Below are 20,000 nucleotides of genomic sequence, written 5' to 3' on the forward strand. Positions count from 1 at the left end.
CGCCCGCGCCGCGTTGCCAGGCCTTGTCGGCGCCGGCCGCGCCGGAGGCTCCGAGGGATCCGCCCGCGCCGCGCGTGGCGCGCCGTCCACCGGCGCCGCCGATGACATAGCCGTGGCCGCCCTCCTTGCCGGACGAGGTCGAACTGGCCGTGTTGAGGCCGCCCGCCCCGCCGCCGCCGCCCGGACCGTCGCCACGGGTCGAGTCGACGCCCGCGACCGGCACGCCGGCCGTGCTGCCCGCGCCGCCGGCGTTGGCCGGCGAGTTGCCGACGCCGCCGAGGCCCGCGACGCCGCTGACGGTCGAGCCACCGCCCCCGCCGCCGCCGCCGGTCGCGGCCAGCAGGACCTGGGCTCCGTCGGCGATGCTGGAGTCTCCGCCCGCCGCGCCGTTGCCGCCAGAGGTCGTGCCCGTGACGCCGGACGCGCCGGCGCCGCCCGCGCCGATGGTGATGGTCAGCGCGCCGCCGGACAGTTCGGCGACATCAATCTCTTCAAACGACCGCCCCCCGGCCCCGCCGCCGCCACCGCCGGCCCGGTTGGCGGCCGTGGTGCCCGAGGCTCCCGCGCCGCCGCCGCCGCCACCACCGATGCAGACCAGCTGCAGCCGCCGCGCCCAGGCGGGCGGGCTGTAGCTGCCGCCGGCCGTGAAGACGCTGACCTGGCTCTGCCGCAGCGGCGACAGCGCGAAGGTCGTCCGGCCCGTGCCGCGCGCCACGGTGAAGGCGTCATGCCAGGTCGCGCCGTCGGGCGAGACCTTCAGGGCGACGTCGTCATCCCCGATCAGGCCGAACTCTGCCCGGCCGCCGTAGCCGGTCTGGAACAGCAGCGACGCGATGTCCCCGGCCGTCTCCTTGTTGACGGTCACGCGCAGGTCGCCGTCGCCGCCCTCCCCGACCGCCTTCGCCGTCAGCAGCACCTTGTTGATCTTCGCCGTCAGCGGATTGGCCGCGTCAGCCGTCGCGCCGAGCCCGAGCAGCGGGATGTTCTGGAAGCTGACCTCGGCGTCGACCGCGACCCAGTCGGTTCCGTCGAACACCGCCAGCAACGCTTCGTCGCGGATCCAGGCGGTCCGTCCGGCGTCCGAGGTGATGAAGGTCCAGCCATCCGACTCGAACCGCGCCAGGGCGTTCGCCGGCCGCCCGGCCCAGGCGTCGCCGGTCGCGCCGGCGGGCAGGATGAAGATCGCGCCGTCATCGGGCGCGGCCGGCTGGGCGCTGACCGCCCGGCTCTCCACCGTGGTCTGGACCAGGCCGTCCAGCCGGGCCAGGGCCTGGTTGACCGTCACATGCTTCTGCGCCTGGCCGGCCGCCACATAGGGCAGGCCGAGGCGGGGTGTGGCGTCGTCGGACACGCGGAAACTCCCTGTCGCTCGTCACGACAAGGATCGGCCGTCCGGGAAGACCGTTGCGCCGAATACGAAAACGCCCGGCGATCCTTGGGAATCGCCGGGCGCAAACGTTTGATTCGCCTCGTGAACGTCTCGGCTATTCGGCCGCGAAAGCCATGTGCTTGCCGGCGGTCAGGGCTGTCTTGGCCACCAGGTCGGCCTTGGCCGCCTCGTATTCGGCCGACAGGCGGGCGACCAGTTCGCCGGCCGTCAGCACCGCCTTGACCGCGCCGATGCCCTGGCCGCAGCCCCAGATGTCCTTCCAGGCCTTGGCTTCGGTGTTGCCGCCCGAGCCGAAGTTCATCGCCGAAGGATCGCTTTCCGGCAGGTGGTCGGGGTCCATGCCGGCGGCGACGATCGACGGACGCAGGTAGTTGCCGTGGATGCCGGTGAACAGGTTCGAATAGACGATGTCCTCGCCGGAGCTGTCGACGATCATCTGCTTGTAGCCCTCGACGGCGTTGGCCTCCTTCGTCGCGATGAAGGCCGAGCCGATGTAGGCGAGATCCGCGCCCATGGCCTGGGCCGCCAGAATGGCCGCGCCGTTGGCGATCGCGCCGGACAGGGCCACCGGGCCGTCGAACCACTCGCGGATTTCCTGGATCAGGGCGAACGGCGACAGACCGCCGGCGTGCCCGCCCGCGCCGGCCGCGACGGGAATCAGGCCGTCGGCGCCCTTTTCCACGGCCTTGTGGGCGAACCTGTTGTTGATCACGTCATGCAGGGTGATGCCGCCCCAGCCGTGCACCGCCTGGTTGACGTCCTCGCGGGCGCCCAGCGAGGTGATCACCACCGGCACCTTGTACTTGGCGCAAAGCGCCATGTCCTCGTCGAGGCGGTTGTTGGTCTTGTGCACGATCTGGTTCACCGCGAACGGCGCGGACGGCAGGTCCGGGTTGGCCTTGTCCCAGGCCGCCAGCTCGCTGGTGATCCGGTCGAGCCATTCGTCCAGCAGGCTGATCGGGCGCGCGTTCAGCGACGGAAACGAGCCGACGATGCCCGCCTTGCACTGGGCGATCACCAGGTCCGGGTTGGAAATGATGAACAGCGGCGAGGCGATGGCCGGCAGTCGCAGGCGGTCACGCAGGATCGGCGGCAGGGCCATGGTCGGTCGTCTCCGTTATGAATATACGTTGTAAATAGAACAGATGTTCGGCAACGGCAAGGGCCCGCCGCGCCCTGTCGCGCCTCGCTCCGCTTGACGCACCTTACGGCAGGGGCGCATCACGCCCCGTAAATTGCTGCATTGCACTTGGGGAGATCGAAGGTTTGTCCGGGACGATCCTGCCGCTGGCCGATGACTTCGCGCCGCCCACCCGTGAGGCCTGGCTTCGCGTGGTGGAAAAGACCCTCAAGGGCGAGTCCTTCGAGGACGCCCTGGTCAAGCACACGGCCGACGGCCTGAGCATCCAGCCGCTCTATACGGCGGACAGCGCGCCGGACGTGGTCCGCGACCTCAGCCCGCGCGACGCCGACCGGCCGTGGGACCTGCGCATGCGGGTCGCCCATCCCGATCCGCGCCAGGCTGCGGCCGAGGGCCTGAAGGACCTCGAGGGCGGGGCCGCCTCGCTGCTGCTGGCCATTGATCCCGCGGGCAAGACCGGCGTGGCCGTCGGATCGGCAGAAGAACTGGCCAGGGCGCTGGACGGCGTGTTGCTCGACCTCGCCCCGGTGGCGCTGGACGCCGGGTATCTCGGCCCGCGCGCCGCCGACTGGCTGGGAACCCTGGCCAAGGCCGCGCCGAACGCGCCGCTGGCCTTTCACATAGATCCGCTGACGACCTTCGCCCAGACCGGCGCCAGCCCCGGACCGATCGAAAGCCACATCATTTCCGCGGCCACCGTCGCCGCACGGCTGGCCGCGACCTACGGCAAGGCGGGGCTGTTCCTGGCCACCGGGCGGGCGGCCCATGAATCGGGCGGCTCGAACACCGAGGAGCTGGCCGTGATGACCGCCGCCGCCCTCGCCTACGCCAAGGCGCTGGTCCGCGCCGGCCTGCCGATCGACGAGGCGTTCCGCCGCATCACCCTCGGGGTCAGCCTCGACGGCGAGTATTTCACGGGCATCGCCAAGGTCCGCGCGGCGCGGGCCCTGTGGGCGCGGGTGACGCAGGCCTGCGGCGTCACCGTTCCGGCGCGGGTCGAGGTCCGCTCTTCCAACCGCATGCTGGCCCGGGCCGACGCCTGGACCAACCTGCTGCGGCTGACCAGCGCCGGCTTCGCGGCCGCCGTCGGGGGCGCGGACGTCATCGTGCTGGGGGCCTTCACCGACGCCATCGGCCTGCCGACCGCGTTCGCCCGGCGTCAGGCGCGCAACACCCAGCTGGTGCTGATGGAAGAAAGCCACCTGGGTCGCGTCGCCGACCCGGCCGGCGGGGCCTGGTACCTCGACACCCTGACCGACCAGATCGCCCAGGCCGCCTGGACCGGCTTCCAGGCCATCGAGGCGGCCGGCGGCATCATCGCCGCGCTGCAGTCGGGCGTCATCGCCGAGGCGGTCAACACCGCCCGCGAAGCCCAGTCGAAGGCCTACGCCGACAAGTCGCGCAAGATCCTCGGTGTGACGGTGTTCCCCAACGCCGACGACAAGGTTCCCGAGGTGGCGGAGGTCGATCCGGCCGCCTTCGCTGTCGCCGGCCCCGATCCCCGGCTGCCCGGGCCGGACTCGTCCTGCCCGCCCCTGCCGTCCATCCGTTTCGCCGCCGCGTTCGAGGAGGCCTGAGCCATGTCCACCTTCCCCGATTTCGCCACGGTCGACTTCACCGCCGGCGCCCCGGCCGGCGCGGCCCCGACCGACGGTCCCGTCTGGAACACCCCGGAAGGCATCGCCGTCCCGGCCGCCTACGGTCCCGAGGACGTCGAGGGCCTCGACTTCCTGAACGGCTACCCGGGCATCGAGCCGTTCGTGCGCGGCCCCTACCCGACGATGTACGCCACCAACCCCTGGACGGTGCGGCAGTACGCGGGCTTCTCGACGGCCGAGGACTCCAACGCCTTCTATCGGCGCAACCTGGCCGCCGGTCAGATGGGCCTGTCGGTGGCCTTCGACCTGGCCACCCACCGCGGCTACGACAGCGACCATGAGCGGGTGAAGGGCGACGTCGGGATGGCCGGCGTGGCGATCGACAGCATCCTCGACATGCGCACGCTGTTCGACGGCATCCCGCTCGACAAGATGAGCGTGTCGATGACCATGAACGGCGCGGTGCTGCCGATCCTGGCGCTCTACATCGTCGCCGCCGAGGAGCAGGGCGTTCCGCCCGAGAAGCTGTCCGGAACCATCCAGAACGACATCCTCAAGGAGTTCATGGTCCGGAACACCTACATCTATCCGCCCCTGCCCTCGATGCGGATCATTTCGGACATCTTTTCATACACTTCGAGCAAGATGCCGAAGTTCAACTCGATCTCGATTTCCGGCTATCACATGCAGGAAGCCGGGGCGACGGCGGACCTCGAGCTGGCCTACACCCTGGCCGACGGCGTCGAATATGTCCGCGCCGGCATCGCCGCCGGGATGACCGTCGACCAGTTCGCGCCGCGCCTGTCGTTCTTCTGGGCCATCGGCATGAACTACTTCATGGAAGTGGCCAAGATGCGGGCCGCGCGCCTGCTCTGGGCCCGCCTGATGAAGCGGGAGTTTGATCCCAAGGACAGCCGCTCGCTGTCCCTGCGCACCCACAGCCAGACCAGCGGCTGGTCGCTGGCGGCGCAGGACGTGTTCAACAACGTCGCCCGCACCTGCGTCGAGGCCATGGCCGCCGTGAACGGCCAGACCCAGAGCCTGCACACCAACAGCCTCGACGAGGCCCTCGCCCTGCCGACCGATTTCTCGGCCCGCATCAGCCGCAACACCCAGCTGTTCCTGCAGATGGAAAGCGGCACGACGACCGTCGCCGACCCCTGGGGCGGCAGCTACTATGTCGAGCGACTGACCCACGACCTGGCCGCCCGCGCGCTGGAGCATATCGAGGAAGTCGAGAAGCTCGGCGGCATGGCCAAGGCCATCGAGCAGGGCCTGCCCAAGCTGCGCATCGAGGAAGCCGCCGCCCGCACCCAGGCGCGGATCGACAGCGGCCGCCAGAGCGTGGTCGGGGTTAACCGCTACAAGCCGGAGGTGGCCGACGACATCCCGGTGCTCAAGGTCGACAACACCGCCGTGCGCAATGCCCAGCTGGAAAAGCTGAAACGACTCAAGGCCGAACGCAACGAAGCTGAGACGCAGGCCGCGCTCGACGCGCTGGAAGCCGGCGCCCGCGCCGACGGCAATCTGCTGGAGCTCGCCGTCAACGCCGGCCGTGCCAAGGCCACCGTCGGCGAGATCAGCTATGCTCTGGAAAAGGTCTTCGGCCGGCACCGGGCGGAGATCAAGTCGATCACGGGGGTCTATGTGTCCGAAGCCGGATCCAATGCGCTGGTCGCCCGCGCCAAGGCGATGGTCGAGGCCTTCGAACAGGCCGACGGCCGCCGCCCCCGCATCCTGATCGCCAAGATGGGCCAGGACGGCCACGACCGCGGCCAGAAGGTCATCGCCACGGCCTTCGCCGACCTCGGCTTCGACGTCGACATCGGCCCGCTGTTCCAGACCCCGGCCGAGGCCGCCCGCCAGGCGGTCGAGAACGACGTCCATGTCGTCGGCGCCAGCTCGCTGGCCGCCGGCCACCTGACCCTGGCCCCGGAACTGATCGCCGAACTGGGCAAGGCCGGCCGGCCGGACATCATGACCGTCATCGGCGGCGTGATCCCGCCGCAGGACTGGCAGGCGCTCAAGGACGCCGGCGTCGCGGCCATCTTCCCGCCCGGCACGGTGATCGCGGAATCGGCCATCGAACTGCTCGAGAAGCTGAACCGGCAACTCGGCTACGAGCAGGTCCAGGCGGCGGAGTAGCGGTCCGGCGACGAGCGTGGCGGCCAGGGCGCGGGGGACTCGACAACACCCGCGTTCATGGTATGCTCACACCGTGAACGCTCAGGTTGCCCCCGCGACGAGCTTCCGCCCCCAACCGCCGAGAGCGCCGAGCCATGACAAGCCTCCACCGCCTCGCGCAATGCGCCACCGTCGTTCTCGGCGCGACTGCCCTCCTTTGGGGGCCTCTGGCACTTGCCCGGGAAGACGGCCGCGCGACGCCGCCGACGCCTGCCGAGGCCAGGCAACGACTCACGGAACGGCTGGCCACTATGGAGGTCGGCCAGGTTCCGCCACTCCTTTCGAACCCCGCCGACGCCGCGCTGCTGCGAAACGCTCTCGACCCCTCGGACTTGCCTCCGGTCACAGCCTCGGACCTGGGCACAGGGCTCGACAGCTGCGACATCGCCAACCGTTACAACGTGACGCTGATGTTTATCGGCAGTCGGAAGGACGAGCTGAAGGGCACGACGCCTGAGGACGCCGCCCGGATCGTCGCCGAGCGGGCGCGGGTCAACGCGGTGCGCTACCAGGACGAACTGGCGCTGTCGCTGCGCTTCACGGCGGCCTGCATGGCCCGGCTGGTCGCGCCGTCGGCCGCGTTCTGGGACTCGTTGGCGCCGGCCGACCGCACGCAGATTCGCCTCGATGGCCTCAGGCAGGTGCGGCGCGGCATGGCCAACGTCTACATCGGACTGGTCATGACGCAGGCCGACCCGTCGAGCCGACCGTCCAACAAGGCGCTGATGCTGGATGCCCTGCTGGCCGACAACGCCCGGCTCGGCCAGGGCCTGACGCCGGACGACCGGCGACGCGCCCTGGACGCCATCAACAGCTACCTGCCGGGCGTCAGCGGCGACGCGAAGACCGGCCTTGTCCGACTGCGGGATGAACTAGCGGCGCTGCCCTGCCTGCAGCTCTGCCCGCTCTAGCTGATCCCCGTCAGCCCGCTGTCCACCGCCAGGGTCTGGCCCGTCACGTACACCGCCTCATCCGACATGAAGAACAGCGCCGCGTAGGCGATCTCCCAGCCGGTGGCCTGGCGGCCGAAGAACTGCGGGGCCGTGCCCCGGCTCGGGCGGCCCTGCGTCGCGCGGCGGCCGAGCGGCGTGTCGACCAGCCCCGGCGCGACGATGTTGGCCCGCACGCCCTTGCGGCTGCCCTCCAGCGCCACATGCCGCATCAGCCCGCCCAAAGCGGCCTTTGACGCGTCATAGGCCGGCAGGCGCGAGCCGGCGACGAGACCGGCGATCGAGGAGATGAACACGATCGAACTCCCCTCCGCCAGTTTCGGCAGGGCCTCGCGGCAGCAGAGCATCGGGCCCCGCAGGTTGACGCCGAGCACGGTGTCCCATTCCTCCGCCCTGACCGATGCGAGGCCCAGGCCGCCCACGCCGATGCCGACGTTGAGCACCAGGCCGTCGAGGCCCCCGAGGTCGTCGGCGGCGGTCGCCACCATGCGGACAATGTCGTCCTCGCGGGAAATGTCGGCCTCGATGACCAGCGCTTCCCCGCCCTCCGCCGTGATCAGGTCGACCGTCGCGGCGGCGGCCGCCCGGTCGCGATCGGCCACGGCGACGCGCGCCCCTTCGCGGGCGAACAGCAGCGACATGGCCCGGCCGTTGCCGACCGGATCGGTGGCGGCGTCGACCACCTGCTGTCCGCCGCCGACCACGAGGATCCTGCGGCCCGCCAGCCGGCCGCGGCCTGGCGCCTGGCCGAGGGACTCGGCGCTGGGCGGCCGCACATAGGGTTGTCGCTCGGTCATGGCCGTCTCCCCGTCTGTTCTGCCTGGCAGACTAGGCAGGGCCGGCGGAGGCGTCCACGGCGGTCAGGCCCGGCGCGGCGCCCGGTTGACGGCGTTGACGATGAACATCAGCAACACGATCACACCCGCGGCGACCGGCAAACCGATCGTCTGGCCTGCCAGGGACACCGTCGCGGCCTTGAACGCCGGCCACCAGCCGCGCCCCAGCGTCTCACCGAAGTCGGACATCCAGACCGCCGCGACCAGCGCCAGCAGCAGCACCCAGCTGACCCAGCCCAGGCCCCGGCCGCGCTTCAGTCGCTCCCGCTCGACCCGCTCGATGTGCGACGGCGGAATGCCGTGGCGCGCCTCGACGTCCTTTTGCAGGGCGTTGGCCGCCATCAGGTGGCCCTGCCAGAGCATGTCGGCGATGTCGGGCAGCAGCGGCAGCGGCACGCCGGACATCAGCACGTCGATGCCGAGCACGCTGGCCATCTTGGCGAAGGTGGTGAAACTCGCGCCTGACCGCACCGCCAGATAGAGCAGGTAGACCGCCGCCCCGCCGCTGTAGAGCAGGCCGGCGCCCGGGATCCACGCCAGCAGGCCGTCGAGGCCGACGCCGAACGGACCAAATCCGATCACCCGGTCGGACAGCTTCTTGACCGTCTCGGCCGACTTCCAGGCGCTGTGGGCGATTTCGCGGGTCATTGAACGCTAACCTAGGTCGGGGCCCTCGGGTTCCGCTAGCCCCCACGCGCACGTCGTGGTTCGACCCGGGTCAGACCTTCGGCGGTCGGCCGAGGAACACCACGCGGCGCTTTTCCTTGCCCGCGCGGACCCGGGCCATCAGGTCGCGGTATTCGGACGAGTTCTGGGCCTGCTCGCGGCTGCCCTCGAAATAGATCGTCTCGTCCATGTGGCGCAGCAGCAGGTCGGCCGCCCACTTGTGGCCGGTAAACAGCGCGTCGATCAGGCCGCCGGCCTTGGGAATGAACGGGGCCAGGGTGTCGACCGCCAGAATCAGACCCATCTCGGCGACGACCATCGGCGCGGCCCGGGCGCGCACGGCGTCGATGCAGAGGACCAGACCGGCTCCGCCGCTGTACAGCCCGCCGGCCCAGGGCACGAAGCCCAGCAGGGCGTCGAGACCAAAGCCGAACGGTCCGATCTTGACGATGCCGTCGGACATCTTCTTGGTCCGGTCGATACTGGTCTTGATGTTGTGCAGATCGAGGTGCGATCGGGCGAGGAACATCACGGCGTCTCCCGACGGCACAGGGAGGACCGTCGCAGTCCCCCACTGTGCAATAAGCATGATCGCTCAGGAAGGCCGCCGGCGTGCTTTTCACGCAACGGCGGCGGCCTTTGCGCCGCAAATTCGCGCCTCAGGAGAACCCTCGCCGTTCGGGGCGTTTAGCCTTAATACTCGCAGGTCGTTTGCCGGGAGATCTCCATGCTCATCACGACCACCCCGTTCATCGAGGGTCGGCCCGTGAAGGAATACAAGGGCGCGATCTACGCCCAGTCGATTCTGGGCGCGAACGTCGTTGTCGATCTTCTGGGCGCGATCCGCGACTTCATCGGCGGACATTCGCGGTCCTACGAGCGCGTGCTGGCCCGCGCCCGCGAGGACGCGATGAAGAACCTGGAGAAGGAAGCCGAGAAGCTCGGCGCCAACTGCATCATCGCCGTCGACCTCGACTACAACACCGTCGGCCCGCAGGCGCAGATGCTGATGGTTTCGGTTTCGGGAACGGCCGTCGTCATCTAGACCGGGCCCGTGACCCGCATCCCTGACATCACCGCCCTTGAACGCGGCATCCTTGCCGGCGACCGCGCCGCGCTGGCGCGGGCCATCACCCTGGTCGAAAGCCGCCGGGCCGATCACCAGGCGGCGGCGCGGGCGCTGCTCGAGCGGCTGATGCCGCAGACCGGCAAGGCCCAGCGCATCGGCATCACCGGCGTGCCGGGGGCCGGCAAGTCGACGACGATCGAGGCGCTGGGCTGCAATCTGACGGCCGCCGGCCATCGCGTGGCGGTGCTGGCCGTCGACCCGTCGTCCAGCCGCACCGGCGGCTCGATCCTCGGCGACAAGACGCGCATGGAGCGCCTGGCGGTCGATCCCAACGCCTATATCCGTCCCTCCCCGTCCAGCGGCACACTGGGCGGCGTTGCGCGCAAGACCCGCGAGGCCCTGCTGCTCTGCGAGGCGGCCGGCTTCGATATCGTCATCGTCGAGACCGTCGGCGTCGGTCAGTCCGAGACCGTCGTGGCCGACATGGTTGACATGTTCCTCGCCCTGCTGATCCCGGGCGGCGGCGACGAGTTGCAGGGCATCAAGAAGGGGCTGATCGAGATCGCCGACCTGATCGTGATCAACAAGGCAGACGCCGATCCCGAGCGGGCCGAACGGTCGGCGCGGGAGTACCGCACGGCGCTGCACATCCTCACCCCGGCCTCGCCGGACTGGACGCCGCCGGTGATCACCGCGTCAGGTCTGAAGAACGACGGCCTCGACCGGCTCTGGGCCCAGATCGAGCGGCATCGCGAGGTGATGGGGGCCAACGGCGAGCGAGCGGCCCGGCGCGCGGCGCAGAACGCCCGCTGGATGTGGGCCATGGTCAGCGATCGTCTGGAAGAGGCGTTCCGCGGCGATCCCAACGTCGCGGCCCTGTCCCATGACCTGGAGCGCGACGTGCGGCAGGGCCTGTTGCCGGCGTCGGCCGCCGCCGACCGCCTGCTGAAGGCGTTCGGGCTCTAGCCTTCCCCAGGGAAGGGCGAGTTCTGGCGCGGGACGCGGTCGCCGGTCGTCTGTGACTAGCGCGCCAGGCGGGCCGCCTGGGCGACCCAGGCTTCGCGGCCGATACGGCCCATCAGCTTCAGCTCCTTGTCGAAGCCGGCGATGTCCTCGTCGGTCCAGGCGGCGATCTGCGCGAAGCGGGTCACGCCGCGTTCGGCAAGGGCGGCCGCGAGCTTGGGACCGATGCCGGTGAGGACCGTGAGGTCATCCGGCGCGACCGGCTCGGGCGCGAGGGCGGCCAGCACTTCCTGGACGGGCTCTGGCGCGGCCTCGATCGCCTCGTCGACCACCTCGGACGTGGTCTCGACCACCGTCTCGATGACGTCGATGACGACCCGGGTTTCAGCCTCGACCGCTTCGACCGCAGCTTCGGCGACGTCGATCGTCGCGTCCTTCAGGGCCTCGGGGGCCTTGAACAGCGCCTCGACGTTGGTCGGCTTGAAGAAGGTGCGGCTCCAGAAGTAGGCGGCGCCGACGGTCGCGGCGCCGGCGAACATCAGCCACAACGGCGAGATCGCGCCCATCGGCAGGCTGAGCATCTTCTCGGTGTCGGCGTTCGGGAAAGCGGACTTGTCCATGAGAGGTCTCCGTGGCGCGGCGATTTGTGCAGCGCAACATATCACGGATTTCCTTTTCGCAAGTGCGAAATATTCGTTACGCGCCGGTGCGCCAGACCTCGGCCTTGCCGCCCTTTTCGCCGAGCCTGGACACGACCCAGCCGGCCGCGGCGGTCAGGTCCGGCTCCAGCCCCGCCGGCGGATTGGCGATGACCATGGCGCAGCCGTTCATCTTCATCGGGTCGGTCAGCGGCTTCAGCCGCGCCTCGACGACCAGCAGGTCCCCGCAGGCGGGTTCCACCGAGCGCAGGAAACTGTCGAACGTTTCCAGGTCCTTGAGCGGCAGCCAGATGGCGACGCAGGCGTCCGGGTCGAGCAGCATGACCGAGGCCAGGGTCGCGGCGATACGGGCGTAGTCGTCGCCGCGCTCGAACGGCGGGTCGATCAGAATGAACACCCGTCCGCCCTTGCCCGCTTCGCGCGCGGCCATGGCGAAGCCGTCGCTTTGTTCGGCCCGCGCACCCGGGCAGGCCGCCAACGTCTCCCGCAACAGGGCGACGTCGTCATCGCGCAGCTCGCAGGCGACATAGCGGTCACCCTTGCGCAGGGCGGCGGCGATCAGGCTGGGCGAGCCGGGATAGAAGCGCACGCCGCCATCGGGATTGCCCCGCCGGACCGCCGTCGTCAGCCGGTTGAACGGCGCCGGAGCGTCCGACGCGGCCATCAGCCTGAAGATTCCCTGGGCGGCTTCGCCTGTCCGGCGGGCCAGTTCGCCGTCGAGGTCGTAGCCCCCCGCGCCGGCATGGGTGTCGACCACGGTCAGCGGCGCGGCGTCCGCCGTCAGGGCGTCAAGCAGCAGCGTCAGGGTCGCGTGCTTGACCAGATCGGCGAAATTTCCGGCGTGGAAGGCGTGGCGGTAGTTCATCCCGCTTCTCTAGCGGAACTTCGCCCCGCCGCGCCACGTTGGCGAGCCATGGCCCGAGACACGACCGACACGCCCGATGTGCCCCGAGGGCTGATCTATGCGGACGACCGCGAGCCCGGCCTCAGCCGGCGCGCGAACGCCAACGGTTTTCACTACCGCGATGCGGACGGCCGGGCCGTCACGGACGCCGCGACGCTGGAGCGGATCCGCGCCCTGGTCATTCCGCCGGCCTGGACCGAGGTGTGGATCTGTCCCGATCCGCGCGGGCACATCCAGGTCACCGGTCGCGACGCCCGCGGGCGCAAACAGTACCGCTATCACACCGCCTGGCGCGCGACCCGTGACGAGGCCAAGTTCGAGCGGGTCGCCGCCTTTGGCCGCGCCCTGCCCCGCCTGAGGCGGCGCGTCGACGCCGACCTGCGCCGGCGCGGACTGCCCCGGGAGAAGGTGCTGGCCCTCGTGGTCAGCCTGCTTGAAGCGACCTTGATCCGCGTCGGCAACGATGAATACGCCCGCGCCAATCGCAGCTACGGCCTGACCACCCTGCAGAAGCGGCACCTGACGGCGTCGAGCACCGGCGGGGTGTTCGAATTCCGCGGCAAGAGCGGCAAGACGCACCGCACGGCCTTCCGCGACCGGCGGCTGGCCCGCGTGATCCGCGCCTGCCAGGACCTGCGCGGCCAGCGCCTGTTCAAGTATCTCGACGACGCCGGCGAGACCCACTCGGTGATGTCCGGCGACGTCAACGACTATATCCGCGAGGCCATCGGCGACGGATTTACGGCCAAGGACTTCCGCACCTGGTTCGGCACCCTGGCGGCGGCGCGGGCGCTGTCGCTGATACCGCGCCCGGACACCGAAGCGGGCCGCAAGGCCGAGGTCGCCCGCGGCGTGAAGGCGGTGGCGGGCCTGCTCGGCAACACCCCGGCCGTCTGTCGCAAGGCCTATATTCATCCGGCGGTGATCGAGGCCTGGACGGCGGGACGCCTGCCGCTGAAGGCCGCCAGCAGCGGCCGGGCCTTCGAAACGGCGCTGATCCGCTTCCTCGAGCGCGGCGGCTGACGGATCGCCGGACCGGCGCTAGGCTGCCCGCATGTGCAACACCTTCCTCAGTCCCTCCACGCCGGAACGCGTCGAATGGGCCTTCTCCCAGGTCCACATTCCGATCCTCTGGCCCGAGACTCCGCGTCCCAATCGCGGCGTGACCGGCGACATCCGGCCGACCGATCCGGCCTGTGTGGTTTTGCCCGAGGGCGACGGCGGCCGCATGGACTGGCTGGCCTGGGGCTTTCCGCGCGACAAGGGCGGGCCGGTGATCAACTTCCGCACCGAAGGGCGCGTCTTTCCGCGCGCCACGCGCTGCCTGGTCATGGCGGCGGGCTTCTACGAAACCACCGATCCCGTCGAGCCCGGTCAGAAGCGCAAGGACTGGTGGCTGTTCAGCGCGCCGGGCGTGGAGCTTTTCGCGCTGGCGGGCCATGTGCGCGGCGATCGTTTCACCGTCCTGACCTGCGAACCCGGGCCCGATATCAAGCTCCATCACAGCCGCCAGCCGGTCTGCCTGATGCCGGACCAGTGGCGCGCCTGGCTGGCCGGCGCCCCGGAAGCGGGACTGATCGCCCCGAGCCCCCCGGGGACCTTCACCGTCGCGAAGAGGCCAACCTGACGCGTTGACTCGGAATGGGCGATGAGAACAAATTGGGAACATTGAGGGTCCCATGGATGGTTCTTTTCCCCCTGCCGTACGGCTGCATCCGGCCGAAGAGGTGCGAGGCTGGCCGGTCGCGTCGGCGCTTCGCGCCGGCATGCACCTGCGCGCACGCTGCCTCAATCCGCGCTGCCAGTCGGTCGCGGTCATCGACGCCAGCTGGTGGCTGGCGGGGAACGGCGCGGGCGACCGGTTGCACATGCTGGGCCGGCGGATGCGCTGTTCGGCCTGCGGCGCGCGCGAGGCCGGGGTGGAGGTGTGGAGCGGACCACAGCCCCCCGCCGGCGGGCGCGGTCCGTTTCCCTTCCGGTAGGGCGAAAAATCGACGGCCTGCCGTTGCGGCGCCCTGCATTTTGATCTGGAAAGGCTATTCGGCGCGACTAGAGTGAACGCAGATAACAAAAAACGTTCCTGGGAGGGACACATCATGGCCGGCGCCAAAATGCGCTTCGGGGCTTTCATCGCCCCCTTCCATCCGCTGCGCGAGAACCCCACCCTGGCGCTGGAACGCGACCTGGAGCTGGTCCAGCACATGGACCGTCTCGGTTACGATGAAGCGTGGATCGGCGAGCACCATTCCGCCGGCTACGAGCTGATCGCCAGCCCCGAGCTGTTCATCGCGACGGTGGCCGAGCGTACGAAGCACATCCGGCTCGGCACCGGCGTCGCCTCCCTGCCCTATCACCACCCGCTGATGCTGGCCGACCGCATCAACCAGCTCGACCACATCACCCGCGGCCGGGTGATGTTCGGCGTCGGCCCGGGGGCCCTGCCCTCGGACGCCTTCATGATGGGCATCCCGGTCTCGGCCCAGCGCGACCGCATGGACGAGGCGATCGACGTGCTCGTGCCGCTGCTGCGCGGCGAACTGGTGACGAAGAAGACCGACTGGTTCGAGCTCAACGAGGCGCGTCTGCAGATGACGCCCTACAGCCGGCCGTCGGTCGAGATCTGCGCCGCCAGCCAGGTTTCGCCGACCGGCGCGACGGCGGCGGGCCGCCATGGCCTGGGCCTGCTGTCGATCGGCGCCACCCAGTCGGGCGGCTTCAACGCCCTCGCCTCCAACTGGGCCATCGCCGAGGAAAAGGCCCGCGAGACGGGCAATGTGATGGACCGTTCGGGCTGGCGCCTGGTCGGCCCGATGCACATCGCCGAAACGCGCGAACAGGCCCGTGAAGATGTCCGGTTCGGCCTGCAGGATTGGCTCTACTACTTCCAGGAAGTCGCGGCCCTGCCGCTGGCGCCGCAGGACGGCAGCGATCCGGTCGACGCCCTGATCGCCTCGGGCATGGCGGTGATCGGCACGCCCGAAGACGCCATCGCCCAGATCGAACGGCTGCGGACCCAGTCCGGCGGCTTCGGCGCCTTCCTGTTCATGGACCACAACTGGGCCAACTGGGACGCCAAGAAGAAGTCGTACGAACTGTTCGCCCGCTACGTCGCGCCGAAATTCCAGGGCCTCAACGAGAACCGGGAAGCCTCGCTGACCTGGGCGGCGGAAAACCGTCCGCGCTTCATCGGCGAGGCCATGGCCGCCGTCGGCACGCGCGTGGCGCAGCACATCCAGGCCAAGGGTACGGAGAACATCCGCCCCGAAATCCTCGAAGCCATGGGACTGGGCAAGAAGCCGGCCGAATAGGCCGGCCGACGCCGCTAACCGAAGATCATCGTCAGAAGGCCCTTGCGTGCGGGCGTCGCCTGGCCGCTGAGGCGCCGATGGGCTTCCTCCAGCACCAGACGGCGCCGCGTGCGGTTGGTCGGCCGCACGGCCTTTTCAGCGGCGACCTGCGCGGCATTGTCGCCGTGCAGCTTGGTCAGCAACTCGATTTCGATGCGAACATCGCGCTCGAACGCGGCACGACGTGATTTTCTGCCGAACATGAGTCTTCACCACACCGTACGCGCCACACTGCATACTTCCTGCGGGAAGTTCATGACCTAGGTCATTCCCCAAAACGGGGGTATCGACAAGGGCCTGCAATCCGGCAAAGCAACGGCCCGCAACACCCGTTTTGCGAGAAACCCCGTAAGCCGCCGTAACGGTCGCGAGTGTCAGACCCTGCGGCGGACGTCCCGCAGGATTTCCCGCGCCGCGTTGTGACCCGGCGCGCCGGTGACGCCGCCGCCCGGATGGGTTCCCGCGCCACACAGATAGAGCCCCTTCAGCGGGCCGCGGTAGGCGCCGTGGCCGAGCACGGGCCGGGCCGAAAACAGCTGATCCAGGCTCAGAACGCCGTGCATGATGTCGCCGTTGACGAGGCCGAACGTCCGCTCGAGATCGAGCGGGCTGTTGATCTGGCGGGCGATGACCGAGGTCTTGAAGCCGGGAGCCCACTTCTCGACCGTGTCGATCATCAGGTCGGCGACCTCCTCGCGGTGGTCGTCCCAGTTGCGGCCGCCGGACAGCACCGGCTGGACATGCTGGCAGAACAGGCTGGCCACATGCTGGCCGGCCGGCGCGAGACTGTCGTCGACCACCGACGGGATCAGCATCTCGACGATCGGCTCGCGCGACCAGCCGTGCTGGCGGGCGTCGGCATAGGCCCGCTCCATATAGGCGAGGTTCGGGGCGATGATGATGCCGCCGGTCAGGTGGTCTCCCGGCGCGGGCAGGCAGCTGAAGCGCGGCAGTTCGCTGAGCGCCACGTTCATGCGGAAGGTGCCCGAACCGGAGCGGTAGCGGGTGATCCGCTCGTTGAAGTCCGCCGGCAGCACCGCCGGGTCGACCAGCTTCTGGAACAGCAACCGGGGATGGATGTTGGAGACGATCGACCGGGCGCGCAGCGTCTCACCCGTCGCGGTGACCACGCCCACGGCGCGGCCCTTCTCGGTCAGCACCTCCGCCACGCTGACGCCGGTGCGGATCTCGACGCCCTTCTCGCGGCAGGCCGCGGCCATGGCCTGGGTGATCGCGCCCATGCCGCCGACCGCGTGGCCCCAGGCCCCCTTCTCGCCGTTCACCTCGCCGAACACATGGTGCAGCAGCACGTAGGCCGTCCCCGGCGTATAGGGGCTGGCGAAGGCGCCGACGATGCCGTCGAAGCCGAGCACCGCCTTGATCGGCTCGCTCTCGAACCAGCCGTCGAGCCAGTCGCCGGCCGACTGCGAGAACATCGCCAGCAGGTCGCGGCGGCCCGTAGTGTCGAGGTTGGAGATGCGCTTGCCAAGCACCGCGCTCTTCAGCAACTCGGGAATGGCCTCGACCAAACCGCCCTGGGTCATGTTCGGCGGGCTCTGCAGCACCAGCTCGCGCAGGATGTCGGCGATCGCCTCCAGCCGGGCGTTGTAGGCGTCCAGCTGCTCGGCGTCCCTGGTCGAGAACTTCGCCACCTCTTCCCTCGTCCGGCCGCCGCCGGTGGCCAGGTAGCCGTTCTCCAGCGGCAGGAAGTTGGACACCTTGCGATTGATGACCTTCAGGCCGTGCCGGTGCAGGTCCAGATCGGCGATGACCTTGGGATTGAGCAGACTGACCGTGTAGCTGGCCACCGAGTTGCGGAAGCCGGGATGGAATTCCTCCGTCACCGCCGCGCCGCCGACGACGTCGCGCTGCTCCAGCACCGTGACCTTCAGGCCGGCCGAGGCGAGATAGTAGGCGCAGACGAGGCCGTTATGGCCTCCCCCGATCAGGATGGCGTCGGTCATGGGGTCTCGAGAAAGGCGATGATGGCGGGAAAGGCGGCGCGGTCCTCGAGCAGGAACATGTGCCCGCCGTCAAACATGCGCAGTTCGGAATCGGGAATCCGGGACGCCATCGCGGTCTGGGCGTCCGGCGTGGCGATGCCGTCGTGGCGGCCGCCGCAGATCAGGGTCGGGGCGGTGATCCGCGGCAGGCGGTCCCAGACGTCGTGGCCGGCGCGGGCGCGCAGCTGCAGCTCGGCGCCGAGCGCCCGCCGCGGCTCTTCGGCCCAGGGATCATTGGCCGAAAACGCCACCATCGCCTCAACGACGTCGCCGTGAGCGGCCTGCCACGCCGCATCATGGGTGACATTCGAAATCGGGATCATGTGCCGGGCCCGCGCCTCGGGCGGCATGCCGATCAGCTCGTGCAGCGGATAGGAGGCGCCGCCCGCGCCGCCGGGCGAGGTGCAGCAGAGGACCAGGCGCTTCACCCGTGACGGATGCCGGATGGCGAACTCCTGGGCGACCATGCCGCCGAACGAGATGCCGACGACGTGCGCCGTCTCCCAGTCCAGTTCATCCAGCACGGCCGCCGCGTCATCGGCATAGTCCGCCATGCTGTAGGGACCGTCCGGCTTGTCGCTCTGGCCGAGCCCGCGCTGGTCATAGGCCGCCACCTCGAAACGCCGCGCCAGCGGCCCGTCGAGCACATTGGGTTTGCGCCGCAGATCGTTGCCGGTCCCCGAAATGACCAGCAGCGGTGGGCCCTCGCCCTTGCGCTCGATCCAGATCTGCAGGCCGTTGGCCGTGATGAAGCTCATGGTTCCCTCTCTCACGGGGCGGCGGCCGGGGAAAGAGGCGTCGCCTCAGACCGGGCGCAGCGGCATGTGCGGCGGCGGCGGCAGGATGACGGTCACGGCGTCTCCGGGCCGCACCTCGCCGCCCTGACGGACGATCCCCATCACGCCGGCCTTGCGCACCGGCGCGCCTTCGGCGTCGCGCCCGAGGCAGGCGCGCATCAGACCGGGCTGCATCCCGTCGAGCTGGGCGCAGGGATTGCGCAGGCCGGTGATCTCGACCACCGCACCGGGGCCGAGACACAGCAAGGCGCCCGCGGGCAGACCCAGCAGGTCGACGTCGCGGGTTGTCAGGTTCTCGCCCATGGCGCCGGGCGCGATCGAGAAGCCCGCCACAGCCAGCTCGTCGAACAGTTCGGCGTGAATGAGGTGCACCTGGCGCAGGTTCGGCTGGTTCGGATCGCGGGCGACACGGGAGCGATGCTTCACCGTGACGCCGGCGTGGACGTCGTCTTCGACGCCGAGCCCCGCGACCAGGCGGATCACCGGCTGGCTGGCCTTGCCGGGACCATGTCGGTCGCCGCGGCTGACGGCCAGAATACGGGGTTTCAGGGTGCTCACGGGCCGATCTGTAGCCCGAAAACGACAAAACCCGCCAGACAAGGATCTGACGGGTTTCGAAATCTGGTTGCGGGAGCAGGATTTGAACCTGCGACCTTCAGGTTATGAGCCTGACGAGCTACCGGGCTGCTCCATCCCGCGGCAAACCGGACGTAGGTTATCGTAATGAAGGGTCAAACTGGAGGACATCATCATTCAAATCCCTTCGGCGGACCTGGCGGCGACCTACTCTCCCGCGCCTTGAGACGAAGTACCATTGGCCCTGGGGGACTTAACGACCGAGTTCGGAATGGGATCGGGTGGGGAACCCCCGGCATAGCCACCAGGTCGGCGGAAGGGATTTGAATGAATGAGAAGACATCACTGTCGTAAATACGGCGCTTCATGAGTTCAACTAAGAACGATCAAGCCGATCGAGCAATTAGTACCAGTAAGCTGCATGCCTCGCGGCACTTCCACACCTGGCCTATCAACGTGGTGGTCTACCACGGCTCTCAGCGAGACCTTGTTTTGAGGTTAGTTTCCCGCTTAGATGCTTTCAGCGGTTATCTATTCCATACTTAGCTACCCTGCTGCGCGGCTGGCGCCACGACAGGTCCACCAGAGGTATGTCCATCCCGGTCCTCTCGTACTAGGGACAGATCCTCTCAAGTCTCGTACACCCACGGCAGATAGGGACCAAACTGTCTCACGACGTTCTGAACCCAGCTCACGTACCACTTTAATCGGCGAACAGCCGAACCCTTGGGACCTGCTCCAGCCCCAGGATGTGATGAGCCGACATCGAGGTGCCAAACTTTGCCGTCGATATGGACTCTTGGGCAAAATCAGCCTGTTATCCCTAGAGTACCTTTTATCCGTTGAGCGATGGCCCTTCCACGCAGGACCACCGGATCACTATGGCCGACTTTCGTCTCTGCTCGACTTGTCAGTCT

At 69.2% G+C, this 20,000-nt stretch carries 20 protein-coding genes, 1 tRNA gene and 2 rRNA genes (1 of these 23 running past the window's edge); 9 read left to right on the top strand and 14 right to left on the bottom strand.

The genetic code is table 11. From position 1 onward, the window contains the following. Both AC1RN0_RS17715 and AC1RN0_RS17720 read right to left on the bottom strand, forming a co-directional pair. On the bottom strand, positions 1-1,351 hold a 1,351-nt coding region (locus AC1RN0_RS17715), incomplete at its 3' end, for a DUF2793 domain-containing protein (RefSeq protein WP_492788795.1). Between the two features lie 133 nt (positions 1,352-1,484). Next, positions 1,485-2,492 carry an NAD(P)H-dependent flavin oxidoreductase gene (locus AC1RN0_RS17720; protein WP_492788796.1) on the bottom strand — a complete coding sequence of 336 codons (1,008 nt, stop codon included), beginning with the start codon at positions 2,490-2,492 and terminating at the stop codon, positions 1,485-1,487. Positions 2,493-2,668: 176 nt separating this feature from the next. Here AC1RN0_RS17720 and AC1RN0_RS17725 point away from each other — a divergent pair, with 176 nt between their 5' ends. The 3 genes from AC1RN0_RS17725 to AC1RN0_RS17735 all read left to right on the top strand — a co-directional run bounded on the left by AC1RN0_RS17725 (position 2,669) and on the right by AC1RN0_RS17735 (position 7,224). Further along, a complete protein-coding gene (locus AC1RN0_RS17725; protein WP_492788823.1) occupies positions 2,669-4,108 on the top strand; it encodes a methylmalonyl-CoA mutase subunit beta in 1,440 nt (479 codons plus the stop codon). Between the two features lie 3 nt (positions 4,109-4,111). Then, positions 4,112-6,274 carry a methylmalonyl-CoA mutase gene (gene scpA, locus AC1RN0_RS17730; protein ID WP_492788797.1) on the top strand — a complete coding sequence of 721 codons (2,163 nt, stop codon included), beginning with the start codon at positions 4,112-4,114 and terminating at the stop codon, positions 6,272-6,274. 371 nt (positions 6,275-6,645) lie between these two features. Next, a complete protein-coding gene (locus AC1RN0_RS17735; protein ID WP_492788798.1) occupies positions 6,646-7,224 on the top strand; it encodes a hypothetical protein in 579 nt (192 codons plus the stop codon). Here the strand turns inward: AC1RN0_RS17735 and AC1RN0_RS17740 are convergent. From AC1RN0_RS17740 to AC1RN0_RS17750, 3 genes are all read right to left on the bottom strand, one after another. Further along, positions 7,221-8,060 (bottom strand): SDR family NAD(P)-dependent oxidoreductase, encoded by an 840-nt coding sequence (locus tag AC1RN0_RS17740; protein WP_492788799.1) that lies wholly within the window; start codon positions 8,058-8,060, stop codon positions 7,221-7,223. The two genes, AC1RN0_RS17735 and AC1RN0_RS17740, sit on opposite strands and share 4 nt — an antisense overlap. Before the next feature lie 63 nt (positions 8,061-8,123). Continuing rightward, positions 8,124-8,747 (bottom strand): DUF4112 domain-containing protein, encoded by a 624-nt coding sequence (locus tag AC1RN0_RS17745; protein ID WP_492788800.1) that lies wholly within the window; start codon positions 8,745-8,747, stop codon positions 8,124-8,126. Between the two features lie 70 nt (positions 8,748-8,817). Further along, positions 8,818-9,294 (bottom strand): DUF4112 domain-containing protein, encoded by a 477-nt coding sequence (locus AC1RN0_RS17750; RefSeq protein ID WP_492788801.1) that lies wholly within the window; start codon positions 9,292-9,294, stop codon positions 8,818-8,820. 198 nt (positions 9,295-9,492) lie between these two features. Here AC1RN0_RS17750 and AC1RN0_RS17755 point away from each other — a divergent pair, with 198 nt between their 5' ends. Continuing rightward, positions 9,493-9,810 carry a heavy metal-binding domain-containing protein gene (locus tag AC1RN0_RS17755; RefSeq protein WP_492788802.1) on the top strand — a complete coding sequence of 106 codons (318 nt, stop codon included), beginning with the start codon at positions 9,493-9,495 and terminating at the stop codon, positions 9,808-9,810. A 9-nt stretch (positions 9,811-9,819) separates the two neighbouring features. After that, positions 9,820-10,800 (top strand): methylmalonyl Co-A mutase-associated GTPase MeaB, encoded by a 981-nt coding sequence (meaB, locus tag AC1RN0_RS17760; protein WP_492788803.1) that lies wholly within the window; start codon positions 9,820-9,822, stop codon positions 10,798-10,800. A gap of 56 nt (positions 10,801-10,856) precedes the next feature. Here the strand turns inward: meaB and AC1RN0_RS17765 are convergent, their stop codons facing one another. Next, positions 10,857-11,417: a helix-hairpin-helix domain-containing protein gene (locus tag AC1RN0_RS17765; RefSeq protein WP_492788804.1), complete on the bottom strand. Its 561-nt coding sequence runs from the start codon at positions 11,415-11,417 to the stop codon at positions 10,857-10,859. A gap of 76 nt (positions 11,418-11,493) precedes the next feature. Continuing rightward, entirely contained in the window at positions 11,494-12,321 is an 828-nt protein-coding gene (gene rlmJ / locus AC1RN0_RS17770; protein WP_492788805.1) for a 23S rRNA (adenine(2030)-N(6))-methyltransferase RlmJ, read from the bottom strand. Between the two features lie 48 nt (positions 12,322-12,369). Here rlmJ and AC1RN0_RS17775 point away from each other — a divergent pair, with 48 nt between their 5' ends. The 4 genes from AC1RN0_RS17775 to AC1RN0_RS17790 all read left to right on the top strand — a co-directional run bounded on the left by AC1RN0_RS17775 (position 12,370) and on the right by AC1RN0_RS17790 (position 15,668). Continuing rightward, the gene (locus tag AC1RN0_RS17775; RefSeq protein ID WP_492788806.1) at positions 12,370-13,383 is read left to right on the top strand and encodes a DNA topoisomerase IB; all 1,014 of its coding nucleotides are present in this window, start codon (positions 12,370-12,372) and stop codon (positions 13,381-13,383) included. Positions 13,384-13,414: 31 nt separating this feature from the next. After that, positions 13,415-13,987 carry an SOS response-associated peptidase family protein gene (locus AC1RN0_RS17780; RefSeq protein ID WP_492788807.1) on the top strand — a complete coding sequence of 191 codons (573 nt, stop codon included), beginning with the start codon at positions 13,415-13,417 and terminating at the stop codon, positions 13,985-13,987. A gap of 52 nt (positions 13,988-14,039) precedes the next feature. Next, the gene (locus AC1RN0_RS17785) at positions 14,040-14,342 is read left to right on the top strand and encodes a hypothetical protein (RefSeq protein WP_492788808.1); all 303 of its coding nucleotides are present in this window, start codon (positions 14,040-14,042) and stop codon (positions 14,340-14,342) included. Positions 14,343-14,456: 114 nt separating this feature from the next. Further along, positions 14,457-15,668 carry an LLM class flavin-dependent oxidoreductase gene (locus AC1RN0_RS17790; protein ID WP_492788809.1) on the top strand — a complete coding sequence of 404 codons (1,212 nt, stop codon included), beginning with the start codon at positions 14,457-14,459 and terminating at the stop codon, positions 15,666-15,668. A gap of 14 nt (positions 15,669-15,682) precedes the next feature. Here the strand turns inward: AC1RN0_RS17790 and AC1RN0_RS17795 are convergent, their stop codons facing one another. The 7 genes from AC1RN0_RS17795 to AC1RN0_RS17825 all read right to left on the bottom strand — a co-directional run. Then, positions 15,683-15,910: a hypothetical protein gene (locus AC1RN0_RS17795; RefSeq protein ID WP_492788810.1), complete on the bottom strand. Its 228-nt coding sequence runs from the start codon at positions 15,908-15,910 to the stop codon at positions 15,683-15,685. A gap of 171 nt (positions 15,911-16,081) precedes the next feature. Next, the gene (locus tag AC1RN0_RS17800) at positions 16,082-17,671 is read right to left on the bottom strand and encodes a phytoene desaturase family protein (RefSeq protein ID WP_492788811.1); all 1,590 of its coding nucleotides are present in this window, start codon (positions 17,669-17,671) and stop codon (positions 16,082-16,084) included. Then, positions 17,668-18,468, bottom strand: a complete 801-nt coding sequence (locus AC1RN0_RS17805; RefSeq protein WP_492788812.1) for an alpha/beta fold hydrolase — start codon at positions 18,466-18,468, stop codon at positions 17,668-17,670. The genes AC1RN0_RS17800 and AC1RN0_RS17805 overlap by 4 nt, the downstream gene beginning before the upstream one ends. 45 nt (positions 18,469-18,513) lie before the next feature. Beyond that, entirely contained in the window at positions 18,514-19,065 is a 552-nt protein-coding gene (locus AC1RN0_RS17810) for an MOSC domain-containing protein (RefSeq protein ID WP_492788813.1), read from the bottom strand. A gap of 64 nt (positions 19,066-19,129) precedes the next feature. Next, positions 19,130-19,206 (bottom strand) — tRNA-Met (locus AC1RN0_RS17815). A 71-nt stretch (positions 19,207-19,277) separates the two neighbouring features. Continuing rightward, positions 19,278-19,392 (bottom strand): 5S ribosomal RNA (gene rrf, locus AC1RN0_RS17820). Between the two features lie 73 nt (positions 19,393-19,465). Beyond that, positions 19,466-20,000: ribosomal RNA gene (locus tag AC1RN0_RS17825) — 23S ribosomal RNA — on the bottom strand; it runs 2,254 nt beyond the window's last position.

The sequence above is a fragment of the Caulobacter sp. GW821-FHT12F03 genome, from assembly GCF_058806855.1.